Annotated in this window: 15 protein-coding genes and 1 tRNA gene; 10 read left to right on the plus strand and 6 right to left on the minus strand. The window is 67.9% G+C overall.

Annotated elements, in window-relative coordinates; translation table 11 throughout:
* Positions 1–4 precede the first annotated feature (4 nt).
* The 7 genes from PTQ19_RS10440 (at position 5) to PTQ19_RS10470 (ending at position 4,389) form a co-directional block, all read left to right on the plus strand.
* On the plus strand, positions 5–736 hold the full coding sequence (locus PTQ19_RS10440) for a hypothetical protein (RefSeq protein ID WP_274367281.1): 732 nt from the start codon (positions 5–7) through the stop codon (positions 734–736).
* 1 nt (position 737) lies between these two features.
* Positions 738–1,784: a hypothetical protein gene (locus PTQ19_RS10445; protein WP_274367282.1), complete on the plus strand. Its 1,047-nt coding sequence runs from the start codon at positions 738–740 to the stop codon at positions 1,782–1,784.
* Positions 1,781–2,032, plus strand: coding sequence for a hypothetical protein (locus tag PTQ19_RS10450; protein ID WP_274367283.1), 252 nt, complete (start codon positions 1,781–1,783; stop codon positions 2,030–2,032). Before PTQ19_RS10445 ends, PTQ19_RS10450 begins: the two co-directional genes overlap by 4 nt.
* A 77-nt stretch (positions 2,033–2,109) precedes the next feature.
* Positions 2,110–3,585, plus strand: coding sequence for a peptidoglycan DD-metalloendopeptidase family protein (locus PTQ19_RS10455; RefSeq protein ID WP_274367284.1), 1,476 nt, complete (start codon positions 2,110–2,112; stop codon positions 3,583–3,585).
* A complete protein-coding gene (locus PTQ19_RS10460; RefSeq protein WP_274367285.1) occupies positions 3,582–3,722 on the plus strand; it encodes a hypothetical protein in 141 nt (46 codons plus the stop codon). The genes PTQ19_RS10455 and PTQ19_RS10460 overlap by 4 nt, the downstream gene beginning before the upstream one ends.
* A complete protein-coding gene (locus tag PTQ19_RS10465) occupies positions 3,719–4,060 on the plus strand; it encodes a hypothetical protein (RefSeq protein WP_274367286.1) in 342 nt (113 codons plus the stop codon). Before PTQ19_RS10460 ends, PTQ19_RS10465 begins: the two co-directional genes overlap by 4 nt.
* Positions 4,057–4,389, plus strand: a complete 333-nt coding sequence (locus PTQ19_RS10470; protein ID WP_274367287.1) for a hypothetical protein — start codon at positions 4,057–4,059, stop codon at positions 4,387–4,389. The genes PTQ19_RS10465 and PTQ19_RS10470 overlap by 4 nt, the downstream gene beginning before the upstream one ends.
* A 60-nt stretch (positions 4,390–4,449) precedes the next feature.
* On the opposite strand, the gene PTQ19_RS10475 is transcribed toward PTQ19_RS10470, so the two are convergent.
* The 4 genes from PTQ19_RS10475 to PTQ19_RS10490 form a co-directional block, all read right to left on the minus strand.
* Entirely contained in the window at positions 4,450–4,683 is a 234-nt protein-coding gene (locus PTQ19_RS10475) for a hypothetical protein (RefSeq protein WP_274367288.1), read from the minus strand.
* Between the two features lie 4 nt (positions 4,684–4,687).
* Positions 4,688–4,984 carry a hypothetical protein gene (locus tag PTQ19_RS10480; protein WP_274367289.1) on the minus strand — a complete coding sequence of 99 codons (297 nt, stop codon included), beginning with the start codon at positions 4,982–4,984 and terminating at the stop codon, positions 4,688–4,690.
* A 174-nt stretch (positions 4,985–5,158) separates the two neighbouring features.
* The gene (locus PTQ19_RS10485) at positions 5,159–5,746 is read right to left on the minus strand and encodes a hypothetical protein (RefSeq protein ID WP_274367290.1); all 588 of its coding nucleotides are present in this window, start codon (positions 5,744–5,746) and stop codon (positions 5,159–5,161) included.
* A gap of 39 nt (positions 5,747–5,785) precedes the next feature.
* The gene (locus PTQ19_RS10490; RefSeq protein WP_274367291.1) at positions 5,786–6,280 is read right to left on the minus strand and encodes an ATPase, T2SS/T4P/T4SS family; all 495 of its coding nucleotides are present in this window, start codon (positions 6,278–6,280) and stop codon (positions 5,786–5,788) included.
* 124 nt (positions 6,281–6,404) lie between these two features.
* Here PTQ19_RS10490 and PTQ19_RS10495 point away from each other — a divergent pair.
* Positions 6,405–6,486, plus strand: a tRNA-Leu gene (locus tag PTQ19_RS10495).
* A gap of 85 nt (positions 6,487–6,571) precedes the next feature.
* Positions 6,572–7,276, plus strand: a complete 705-nt coding sequence (locus tag PTQ19_RS10500) for a DedA family protein (protein WP_179410387.1) — start codon at positions 6,572–6,574, stop codon at positions 7,274–7,276.
* A gap of 1 nt (position 7,277) precedes the next feature.
* Here the strand turns inward: PTQ19_RS10500 and PTQ19_RS10505 are convergent, their stop codons facing one another.
* The gene (locus PTQ19_RS10505) at positions 7,278–8,114 is read right to left on the minus strand and encodes a Ku protein (protein ID WP_274367292.1); all 837 of its coding nucleotides are present in this window, start codon (positions 8,112–8,114) and stop codon (positions 7,278–7,280) included.
* 45 nt (positions 8,115–8,159) lie between these two features.
* On the opposite strand from PTQ19_RS10505, the gene PTQ19_RS10510 reads away from it, so the two are divergent.
* Positions 8,160–10,562 carry an ATP-dependent DNA ligase gene (locus tag PTQ19_RS10510; RefSeq protein ID WP_274367293.1) on the plus strand — a complete coding sequence of 801 codons (2,403 nt, stop codon included), beginning with the start codon at positions 8,160–8,162 and terminating at the stop codon, positions 10,560–10,562.
* An 18-nt stretch (positions 10,563–10,580) separates the two neighbouring features.
* On the opposite strand, the gene PTQ19_RS10515 is transcribed toward PTQ19_RS10510, so the two are convergent.
* Complete coding sequence (locus tag PTQ19_RS10515) at positions 10,581–11,501, minus strand: cation diffusion facilitator family transporter (RefSeq protein WP_179410384.1); 921 nt, start codon at positions 11,499–11,501, stop codon at positions 10,581–10,583.
* Between the last annotated feature and the right edge of the window lie 84 nt (positions 11,502–11,585).

Genomic DNA, 11,585 nt, shown 5'->3' on the forward strand with positions numbered 1-11,585 from the left:
AGTCATGCCAACGAACATCGGTTTTGACGAGCACGACCGGCCCTACGTCGAGACGGGCGCCGACGAGGGCCGCATCGTGGAGGTCGGAGACAGGCTCGCAGTCGAGCCCATCCCGACCAGCCCCACGCACTTCACCCTCGAACGCTCCATCGACGGGCAGACGTGGGAGAGCGTGCTCGGCGACACCCCGTCACCTGACGGCGTCACCCTCATCGACTGGGAATCCCTCTCCTACGGGGACACCCTGTACCGTGCCATCGCAACAACGGTGGAGGGTGCGACAGCGGTCACGGAGATCACCGTCGAGGCAAGGTCGATCGCGATCTGGCTGTCCGGCGGTGTCGGGTTCGGCGAAACATGCCGACTGCCGATGAACCCGGACATCTCCCGCGCCCCTGGCCGGGGTCGCGCTCTGAAGCACTACGCAGGGAGCGAAGAACCCACCGCCTACAGCAGCGAGAGACTCACCCGTGTCTGGCAAGTTGGCGGCCGTGTCACCGACCGCACGTTCATCGAGGAGTGCGCCACTCCGGATGAGCTTGTCGAGCTGATCGAGAATCCCGAGGCGCTGTTCCTGCTGCGCACCCCGGATGGGCACCGCCGCTACGGGGCCCCCAAGGACCCGCAGCTGCACCGCCAGCACGCGGGCACTTACGACCCGGGCGAGTTCCGGCCGTGGAACGCGTTCTGGGGATTCAGCTTCCAGTTCACGGAGGCGAAGAAAGAGGGAGCCTGAGATGCTGGTGCGTTGGTCGTTCGAGCTGCTCGACTCCCAGGACCGCAAGAAGGACATGTTGCGGGGTGTGACCGGCGGGCACGCGGAGATCGTCGCACAGTCACCATTGGGCGGCTCAGGAGCGTTGAGCTTCGATGCTTCTGACCCGTCCAAGGTGCCGGACTTCATGTCCAACCGGGTGCGCGCCACCTTCCACAAGGGCGCCGAATCGTGGCCGTTCGGGGTGTTCCTGTTCTCCCAGCCGAAGGAACGCCACTCCGAGTTCGGGGTCGTCGGGTACGACATCACCCTGCTGACGAAGATGAACGTCGTCCAGGAGGACGCCCTCGACGCCCGCCTGACCCTCCCGGCCGGGACACCGGTCGTTCAGGCGGCCGTCGACCTACTCACCTCCACCGGGGAGACACGCATCGCGGCGACCCCGTCGTCGTCGGTGCTCGCTGGTCCGCTGACGTTCGAGGCGGCGACGTCGAAGCTGGAGGTCATCAACACGCTGCTCACGTCCATCGGCTACTGGTCGCTGCGGTGCGACCGCAGCGGGCTCTTCCGGATCGAGCCGTACACGCGACCCGAGGACCGACCCCCGGCACACGAGTTCGAGCACGGTGAAACGTCCCTGCACTTCCCGGACTGGGCGCGGGAGCAGGACCTCACGTCGGTGCCGAACAAGGTCATCCTGATCGGGTCCGCCGCCTCCGATGAGGTGCCGCTGGTCGGCATCGCCCGTGACACCGATCCGACCTCGCCGTTCAGCTACCAGAACCGGGCGAAGGGCTCCCAGCCGGGCCGGTGGATTCCCCACAAGGAAACCGGCGTCGAGGCGGAGTCGCAGGCGGTGATCGACCAGCTCGCCGAGCGGAAGCTGCGCGACCTTCGAGACCGCGTCGCGACGTTGAAGCTCGACCACGCGATGCTCCCACTCGAGGCGCATGACCTGGTCGGGTTCACCCCGGAGGACGGGCGCCGCCGGTTGGCGACGGTGCAGCGGATGCGGTTCACCTTCGACGAGTTCACCGACGTGCAAGCCGAGTGGAGGGAAGTCGGATGAACGCTGGTCTGGCCGAGCTGATCCGTAAGGTGCGGGTGCTGTGGCGGTACTACACCCTCATGCCGAAGCTGATGGCCGGGACGGTCGCGTCCGTGTCGCCGCTGACGGTGTACCTCGACGGTGATCTTGACGACGACGACAACCCGATCGCGACGCCGGCCGTGTCGATGACGGGCACGCTCACCCTCGGCGCAGCAGTGTTCTGCGCGGAGAAGGACAACCGGATCACCGTCATCGCATCCTCGTAGCTTCACGCCCCCCACTCAGACATCTCAGGCCCCGCCGTTGCGTGGGGCCTTCGTCGTACCCGGAAGGAAACCCCATCATGTCCAAGCTCCCGATGCCGTTCGGCAACCCGGCCACCTACGCCGGCCACAGCGGGGTCGACTTCGCGCAGCGGGAGGGCACTCCGATCCCCGCGTCCGGCGACGGCGTCGTCTACCACCGCAACTGGAAGATCAACGGTGGCTTTCAGATCTGGGTGCGCTACGACCTCAACGGCAAGGAAGTCGGCTACGCGCACATGCCGTCGCACGCCGCCTGCCCACCTGTCGGGACGCGCGTGCGCGCCGGGACGAAGATCGGTGTCGTCGGCAACACGGGCCGCTCCACCGGCCCGCACCTGCACATCGAGATCAACGGCGACGCGACCACCGCCGGCGTATGGCGCGCATTCACTCGCGACGCGGTCGTGGGCGGCGCTGTCGCCGGCGGCATCAGCACGGGCGGGTGGAACCAGACCTCCCGGCCGACGAAGGACATTCAGCGCCTCGTTGGCGCGGAACCCGACGACATCCACGGCCCGGACACGGACCGCAAGATCAAGGCCTGGCAGAAAGCGAACCGTCTCACCGCCGACGGCATCTGGGGCGTGATCTCCGACGCAGTCGGCTTCCCGATCACGGAGGACGGCGACCCGGGGGTGCGAACGATCGCGAAGCTACAGCACGCGGTCGGCGCGAAGATCGACGGTGTCGACGGCCCGGACACGAACCGTCACCTGCAGGAGCAGCTTGGCGTCGTCGTCGATGGCATCCGCGGTGCGGGCACGATCCGTGCGCTGCAGGCTGTCGTCGGCGCGAAGGTCGACGGCGAGGAGGGGCCCGACACCTGGCGGAAGACACAGCGGCATCTCAACGCTGGCAGGTCGTTCCGTCCTGCCACGCCGCCCAGTACACCGGAGGGGTCGGTGCTCGACCCGGCCGCCCCGTGGAAGGACCAGCCGGTCGACTACAAGGACGCGAAGTGGGTCGGCTCACCGAACTTCAACAACGGCCAGGCGCCGGCACGGCGGAAGGACCACATCGACCTGCATTGGTTCGGCTCGCCGTCGTCCCTCGCGGGGACGGATGCGCATTTCCAGCAGCCGGGGACGATCAAGAACGGCCGCGGCACTGGGGCGTCGTCGCAGTACGGCATCGGCGCCGACGGCGCCGTGCACCAGTACGTCCGCGAGGCCGACTACGCGCACACCAACGGCGACACCGACGCGAACGCGACTGGCATCACGATCGAGCACGAGGGTGGCCCTGGCAAGCCGGTCACGGACGCGACCTATGAGGCGTCGATCCGTCTGGTTGCGGATATCGCGCGGCGTATCGGGATCAAGCAGTTGGTGTGGGAGCGCAACATCTTCCCGCACAGTCACTACGTCGCCACCGAATGCCCCGGGACGCTCGACCATGACCGCATCATCGCTGGCGCGAACGCACTGCTCGCGCCTGTCGTGGACGGGATGGTGACGGTGCCCCGGGCCGACCTGGAAGCGCTGCGCGACGTCGTCGACGGGTGGCTGTCATGACCCGCCGCCGCAACATCCAGCACGGCCAGAAGCGACCCCGGATGTACGCACGCGGGGAGTTCGTCGCTGGCGGTGTCCTGCTTGCGATCGTGCTCGCCGCGATCATCGCTCCGCTGTTGCCGGCGGTGTTCGGGTGACTGAAGGCGTACTGGTCACGATCATCACCGCCGGGCAGGCGATCATCCTCGCGCTGATCGGGCTGCTCGGCGTCCGACTCGGGAAGGTCAAGCGCGACGTCAGTGCAGCACGGTGGCAGGTCGAGAACACCCACGACACAAACATGCGCGAGGAGAACGATTCCCGCCACGCGGAGACGAAGCGGTGGATCGACGACCTCAGCGACAACTTCACCGACCAAATCAAGACTCTCGCCAAGGACTTCGGCGGCATGCGTGCCGAGATCCGCGGCGACCGAGAGGCACATCGCGCACTCGCCGACCGTGTCACCCACCTCGAACGAAAGAAGGACTCATGAAGGATCTGTTCGATTCCCTGGTGCGCACGTACGTGCCGTGGCTGGCCGGCATCGTCATCGGCTGGCTCGTCAGCCTCGGCGTGCCCCTCGACCCCGAGGTTGCCCCGCAGATCACCGCCGTGCTGATGCTCGGCGCCTCCGCGCTCTGGTACTTCCTCGCGCGCATCTTCGAGACGTACGTTCACCCGAAGCTCGGCTGGCTGATCGGCCTCCCGAAGCAGCCGCTGTACGGCGCTCCGACGAAGGATGAGATCCTCGCGGACTTCGCACGGCTCGACCCCGACGAGCAGAACGCGGACTTGCAGGCCGCTCTCGCACGCCGCCGCTGACATCCTGATACGACGACGCCCCTCTCCGACTTCGGTCGGGGAGGGGCGTTTCGTCGTTCTCTAGGAGCGGCGGATGCTCAGCAGCTGCCACCCGTCCGGTACCAGCGCTGCCATCGCGTCGAGGTCTTGCGCTTGGATCTCGCGGATGCCGTCGCGGCGGCTGATCTCACGTGGCCCGGTCCGCTCCCACCCTGCAGGCGTGGCGGCACGCACCGCCGCGTCGAGGGCTTCGAGGGTGTCCGCTTCAACGTCGATCGTGCGGGTTTCGATGGGGCGGATGACACCGGTGAGCATGCTCTCAGATTAGCGGGGGTGTGGAGTGCGACCCTGCCGTCGAGCGCTCACGGCCGACCGCGATCGCCGCGGGTGTCCCGATCGTCTTGAGCGCGTCGACGAGTGCGGCGCTGTGCGGGTCGGCTTCGTTGAACCCGGCCCACAGTCCGGCTTCTTCGGCGAGCAATTCCGGGTGTTCGCCGGCGAGGCCTTGCAGCTCGGCGATCACCGGGCCGGGGTCGGTGGTGTACCGGTTGCGGGACATCGTCGCCGAGAGCTCCACTGAGAGGGTGGTGAGCGGGTCGAGTGGGCGGGAGGACACGGGCGGGACTATACGCCGGGGCGGGGACGCCAGTCGTCGATGTCGGGCCCGTCGAACCCTGACGGCATGTCCACCGGTTCGATCTCGATCCGATACCCGCAGTATGGGCAGACGAACGCGTCCGGGGTGTCGCGCATCGCGATCCCGTCACCTGGGCATCGGGGCTGACCGAACTCATCCATGGCCATCGCCCGCCTGCATCAAGGTCAGCGGCACCCTTCCAAGCGGGTCGGGCGTGCCAGCGACAAGTCCGGGGAACTGTGCTGAGTAGATCTCAGCGACCTTGGTGTTCTGCGCGCGGATCCTGAATGCGAACCCGTCGAGTGTGCGAAGCCATGCCGCCACGTGCTCTCGTAGTCCGGGGGCTTGGGTGGTGTTCCTGAGTCGTCCGTGGTTGCTGGGCTCGATGGTGCCGTTGCGTTTGAATCGCACGTCGAGTACGGCCCGACGGTCGTGTGACAGGAAGACGAGCCGTCGCGGGTCGATGAGACGCCACACTGTGTGCGCGGTCGTGATTCCCAGGAACGTTGCGATCATCAGTCCGATCATGACGAACGCCACCATGGCTGATCCGGTCAGAACGGAGAGTACGACCATCTCGATAGCCAGCAGCGGCATCACGATCATGAACAGATACCGCATCGACTTCTGCCGTCGCATCACAGCGACTGTCCCGACCGCGCTGATGCGCAGTAAACGCCCGCACTCACCCCACCCCGCCACGATCACATCGGATGGCCGGGTCTCAGGGATTCGAGTCACCCGCCCAGGGTAGCTGTCAAGCGTAGGCAAGGCTTCGGTTTAGTTATTACCCGTGTTCAGGGCGATCGAACCGCGTACGACATCGGCGATGGCCACGTGCAGCCGTGAGCCATCGGGTAGTGAGGCGTCAACGAAGGGCTGGCTGACATCCACGCGGCGGCCGGTCGACTGCAGCATCCGCTCGACAAGTTCGCGCACCATGGCATCCGACAGCGCCAGGTCGATGCGCTCGGTACTTCCGCCGCGGGCCACGAACACCCGGTCGGGGCCGTTCAACCAGATCTCTTCGACCGTGTCGTCATCGAGCAGCGGCTGCAGAACTCCGAACCCCGATACCGACGCGAGCACGTCGCGCACGAGCGCCGCCTCGTCGTCGATCATCGTCCCGCCGCGCTGCAGCGCCTGATCGTTGTGGCGCCGCACCTCGGTCTGCGCGATGCGCCTGGCTTCATCGGGCTGCGCCGACGGGTCAGTCTGCTCCAGGCGCAGGCGGCGCCGCACCCTCTCGGCGACGATCACAGACGGATGACTCACGCAGGCATCCTGACAGAACCCGCGATCCGGGCGCAGAAGTTATCCACAGCCGCGGAGCTCTCGGCACGATTTCCAGCGGATAGACGGAAACGAGCACCGCTCCCGCCAGTAGACTTGTGCCTGCGCGGGAGTGGTGGAATTGGTAGACACGCAGGATTTAGGTTCCTGTGCTTTCGAGTGTGTGGGTTCAAGTCCCACCTTCCGCACCGGTGCCGACGCGCGGATCACCGGGCCGTGACGGGCCCGGTCCGCCGTCCGGCGGACCGCTGACATCCGACGACGGGAACCCTCTTGCTCCACTCCGCACTGACGGCTCCGGCGAGCATCCTCCCCGACTGGCTCGATCCCGCCGTCATCATCGAAGCGGCCGGCCCCTGGGCGCTGCTCGTCGTGTGCTTCATCGTCTTCGCCGAGACCGGCCTGCTGGTGGGCTTCCTGCTGCCCGGTGACACTCTGCTGATCATCTCGGGTCTGCTGACGCACACCAACGACATCTTCGGTATGAACATCTGGCCGGTGTCGCTGCTGATCGCCCTGTCGGCGTTCGTCGGCGGCGAGGTCGGGTACTTCATCGGGCACAAGGGCGGACCCGCCGTGTTCGAGCGCAAGGAATCAGGTCTTTTCAGCCGCACGAACGTCGACCGCACCAACGCCTTCTTCGAGCGTTTCGGCGGCATCACGATCATCCTGGCCCGCTTCGTGCCGATCGTGCGCACGTTCGCCCCTGTCGCCGCCGGCGTCGGACACATGCCCTGGAAGCGGTACTCGCTGTACAACCTGATCGGCGCTCTGCTGTGGGGCTTCGGGCTGACGATGTTCGGCTACCTCATCGCGTACATCCCCTGGGTGTCGGAGTTCGTCGTGGAGTACATCGACCTGATCCTGCTCGTCGCCGTGGGCGGCACGATCATCGTCACCGGCTGGCACTACCTCGTCGAGCGGCACCGTGCGAAGAAGGCCGCCGCGGCCGACGCATCGGTGGACGACCCGAGCTGACTCAGCCGGCGTCCTTGGCCTGCGGCGCAGCCGCCTCCGCCGCTGCTGCGCGCTCAGCCTTCGTGCGTTCGACGCTCGCGCGCAGCGCCTCCATCAGGTCGATGACTTCGCCGCCGCCTGCCTCGCCCATCTCGCCGAACGTCTCGGTCACCTCAAAGCCCTCGCCCGCCTCGATCTTCGCGTCGATCAGCGTGCGCAGCTCGTTCTGGTACTCGTCGACGAACTCCTCGGGTGAGAAATCGGCCGAGTAGCTGTCGACCAGCGCCGCCGACAGCTCGAGTTCCTTGTCGCTGATCGTGACGTCCTCCTCCAGCGCGGGAAACGCCGCCTCGCGCACCTCATCGGCCCACAGCAGTGTCTGCAGCACGAGCACGTCGCCGCGCACCCGCAACGCCGCCAGACGCGTCTTCTGCCGCAGCGTGAAGCGCACGATCGCGGTGCGATCGGTCTTCTGCAGCGTCTGGCGCAGCAGCACATACGCCTTCGACGAGTTCGAATCGGGTTCGACGTAGTACGGCCGGTCGAGCAGCAGCAGATCCACCTGATCGCTGGGCACGAACTCGACCACATCGATCTCGCGGTTGCGTTCGGCGGGCAGCGCCGCCAGATCATCCTTCGTGAGCACGATCGTCTGCCCCTCGTCGACGTAGGCGCGGTCGATGTTGGCGTACGCGACCGTCTGACCGCACACTTCGCACACGCGGTGGTAGCGGATGCGCCCGCCGTCCTCGTCGTGTACCTGGTGCAGCGAGACATCGTGATCCTCGATCGCCGAGTACACCTTCACGGGCACGTTCACGAGCCCGAAGGTCAGTGAGCCCTTCCAGATGCTCCTCATGGCACCAGTACACACCAGGGCCACGCAGGCGGCTACCCTTTCTGCATGGCGGGCACCGGGCAGGTCGTGCAGATCGACGGCCGCCGCCTGCGCGTGACAAACCTCGACAAGATCGTCTATCCCGCCACCGGCACGACCAAGGGCGAGGTGCTCGCGTACGCCACTCGGGTCGCCCCGGTGATGCTGCCGCATCTGCGGGGGCGTCCGGTGACCCGCAAGCGCTGGGTGGGCGGTGTGGGCACAGCGGATGCCCCCGAGCCGAGCTTCTTCACGAAACAGCTCGAACCCGGCGCGCCGGACTGGGTGCGGCACCTGCCGATCGAGCACTCCGACGGCCCGAAGCAGTATCCGCTCGCCGACGATGTCGCCACCCTCGCCTGGTTCGCCCAGGTCGCCGCGCTCGAACTGCACGTGCCGCAGTGGCGGTTCTCGCCGTCCGGGCAGCGGGCGAACCCCGATCGGCTGGTGCTCGACCTCGATCCGGGGCCGGGCGCCGGACTTGCCGAGTGCGCTGAGGTGGCGCGCCTTGCCCGCGACGTCCTGGTCGGGATGGGGTTGGCGCCGATCCCCGTGACCAGTGGCAGCAAGGGCATCCACCTCTACGCATCGCTGCCGGCTGCCGCCGATGGAACCGGTCTGCAGAGCAGCGCCGAGGTCTCGGCCGTCGCGAAGGAACTCGCCCGACTGCTCGAGGCCGACCACCCCGATCTCGCCACGCATGTGATGGCGAAGTCGGCGCGGCCCGGTCGGGTGTTCATCGACTGGAGCCAGAACAACGCCGCCAAGACGACCATCTCGCCGTACTCCCTGCGCGGGCGCGCGCACCCCTGGGTCGCCGCGCCCCGTGAGTGGCACGAGCTCGACGACCCGCATCTGCGGCAGCTGGAATTCACCGAGGTGCTCGAACGGGTCGACGCCGGGCTCGACCCATTGGCCACCCTGGCCCCCGCCCCGGCTGCGCTGGCCGCCTATCTCGCCAAACGCGACGCGGCCCGCACCCCCGAGCCCATGCCGACCACAGCCGGGGCCTCCCCCGCCGGTACGACACGGTTCGTGGTGCAGGAGCACCACGCTCGGCGCGTGCACCACGACTTGCGCATCGAGCGCGACGGCGTGCTGGTCAGCTGGGCGGTGCCGAAGGGCATCCCCACGTCCGGCACCGAGAACCACCTCGCGGTGATGACCGAGCCGCATCCGCTGCAGTACCTCGACTTCGAGGGTGAGATCCCCCGCGGCGAGTACGGCGCCGGGTCGATGACGGTATGGGACACCGGCACCGTGACCATTGAGAAGTGGCGCGATGACGAGGTGATCGGCACGTTCACGGGGCAGACCGGCGGCCGGCTCGGAACCGCACGGCTCGCCCTGATCCGCACCACCGGCGAGGGCGAGAAGTCGCAGTGGCTGCTGCACCGGATGGCATCCGCCTCGTCCGCCGCAGCACACCGGCCGGCTCCGGCAGAAGCGCCCGCCGCACCGGCTCCGATGCTCTGCGAGCCCGGCACGCCGGGTCTTGCGCGCGCCTTCGGAACGCCCGCCTGGGCAGAAGTCAAGTGGGACGGCATCCGCGCCATCGGCACGTGGCAGGCCTCGGATGCCGGTGGCCGTTTCACCCTGCGGGCCCGCAGCGGCACCGACATCACGTCGCGCTACCCGGAGCTCACCGCCGACGGGGCGCCCGACCTGCCAGCATCCGACGCCGTCGTCGACGGCGAGATCGTCGCCTTCGACACGCAGGGACGCCCGAGCTTCGCCCGTTTGCAGGACCGGATGCACCTCACCCGACCCCGCGAGATCGAACGCGAGGTCGTGCGCACGCCGGTGATCTACGTGCTGTTCGACCTGCTGCGCCTGGACGGACACGATCTCACCGGTCTGCCACTGCGGCAGCGGCGCGAACTGCTCGAACGCCTCGCGTCGGATCTCGACGCGCGCGTGCAGGTGCCGCCGGTGTTCGACGACCTCGACGCGGCTCTGGCACTCAGCCGCGACTACGGCCTGGAGGGCATCGTCATCAAGAACCCCGCGTCTCCCTACCGCGCCGGCACCCGCTCAGCGTCGTGGCTGAAGATCAAGAACACGCAGACACAAGAGGTGGTCATCGTCGGCATCCGCCCGGGGCAGGGAAACCGCGCGGGTGGCATCGGCTCGCTGCTGCTCGCCGTGCCCGACGAGGCCGGCCGGCTGCGGTACGTCGGCCGCGTGGGCACCGGCTTCACCGATCGGATGCTGCGCGACCTCGACCAGCGCCTGCAGCCGCTGCGCATCGAGCATCCGCCACTCGACGGCGTTCCGGACGCCGACCGCCGCGACGCACTGTGGGTGCGACCGACGCTGGTCGGCGAGGTGGAGTTCGCGAACTGGTCGCCCGCCGGGGTGCTGCGCCACTCGCGCTGGCGGGGCCTGCGCCCCGACAAGACACCGGATGACGTGCGGCGCGAGAGCTGAGCCGACCAGGTGGCACGCTCAGGCGTGCGTCGCCTCGCACTCGTCATGCCCGGCGGGTTCGAGCTGGAACGTCGAGTGCTCGACGTCGAAATGATCGGCCAGGCACGACTGCAGCTCCTGCAGCAACTGCGCCGAGCGCCCCTGCGCGAGCACCGCGGGGTCGACCGCGACGTGCGCGGTGAACACCGGTGCGCCACGCGTCAGCTGCCACACGTGCACGTCGTGCACGTCGACGACCCCGTCATACACCTTCAGGTGCGTGCGGATCTCGCTCACCGCCATGCCCTTGGGTGCCGACTCGGCGAGCACCGAGAACACCTCGCGCAGCAGCGAGATCGCGCGCGGCAGGATCATCGCCGCAATCAGCAACGAGGCGATCGCGTCAGCCGGCATCCACCCCGTCGTCACGATCACCACGGCGGCGATGATCACGAACGCCGAGCCGATCAGGTCACCCATGACCTCCAGGTATGCGCCCCGCACGTTGATGCTGGTCTTCTGCGCTGCGCTCAGCAGCCACATCGACACGGCGTTGGCGAGCATGCCGATGACGGCGACGATCAGCATCAGCGGTCCGGCGACCTCGGCGTCACCCGGGTCGATCAGCCGCCCGACGCCCTGTACGGCGACGACCACCATCAGCACGATCAGGATGATGGCGTTGATCAGCGCGCCGAAGACCTCGGCCCGCTGGTAGCCGAAGGTGCGGCGGTCATCGGCCGGGCGCGCCGCGACGATGCTGGCGATCAGCGCGATCACCAGCGCGGACGAGTCGGTGAACATGTGCGCCGCATCGGCCAGCAGCGCCAGGGACCCCGACAGGATCGCGCCGATCACCTGCACCACCATGATCGTGGCGGTCAGTGCGAGCGAGATGGCAAGCAGGCGGCGGTTTCCGGCGCCGCGGATGCCGCCGGGGGCAGGGGCGTGATCGTGCATGCCTCCAGGCTAGGCCGGGCGAATGCCTGCGGATGCCGGTTTCGCGCAGTCGGGAACGGTAACGATTCTCATCGGCATCGCGAG

Source organism: Microbacterium esteraromaticum, assembly GCF_028747645.1.
Lineage (GTDB): Bacteria > Actinomycetota > Actinomycetes > Actinomycetales > Microbacteriaceae > Microbacterium > Microbacterium esteraromaticum_C.

Bases quoted from the DNA above. Each gene is read 5' to 3' on its own strand.
- PTQ19_RS10440 (WP_274367281.1), top strand. From the start codon at position 5: ATGCCAACGAACATCGGTTTTGACGAGCACGACCGGCCCTACGTCGAG.
- PTQ19_RS10445 (WP_274367282.1), top strand. From the start codon at position 738: ATGCTGGTGCGTTGGTCGTTCGAGCTGCTCGACTCCCAGGACCGCAAG.
- PTQ19_RS10450 (WP_274367283.1), top strand. From the start codon at position 1,781: ATGAACGCTGGTCTGGCCGAGCTGATCCGTAAGGTGCGGGTGCTGTGG.
- PTQ19_RS10455 (WP_274367284.1), top strand. From the start codon at position 2,110: ATGTCCAAGCTCCCGATGCCGTTCGGCAACCCGGCCACCTACGCCGGC.
- PTQ19_RS10460 (WP_274367285.1), top strand. From the start codon at position 3,582: ATGACCCGCCGCCGCAACATCCAGCACGGCCAGAAGCGACCCCGGATG.
- PTQ19_RS10470 (WP_274367287.1), top strand. From the start codon at position 4,057: ATGAAGGATCTGTTCGATTCCCTGGTGCGCACGTACGTGCCGTGGCTG.
- PTQ19_RS10475 (WP_274367288.1), bottom strand. From the start codon at position 4,683: ATGCTCACCGGTGTCATCCGCCCCATCGAAACCCGCACGATCGACGTT.
- PTQ19_RS10505 (WP_274367292.1), bottom strand. From the start codon at position 8,114: ATGAGGAGCATCTGGAAGGGCTCACTGACCTTCGGGCTCGTGAACGTG.
- PTQ19_RS10510 (WP_274367293.1), top strand. From the start codon at position 8,160: ATGGCGGGCACCGGGCAGGTCGTGCAGATCGACGGCCGCCGCCTGCGC.
- PTQ19_RS10515 (WP_179410384.1), bottom strand. From the start codon at position 11,501: ATGCACGATCACGCCCCTGCCCCCGGCGGCATCCGCGGCGCCGGAAAC.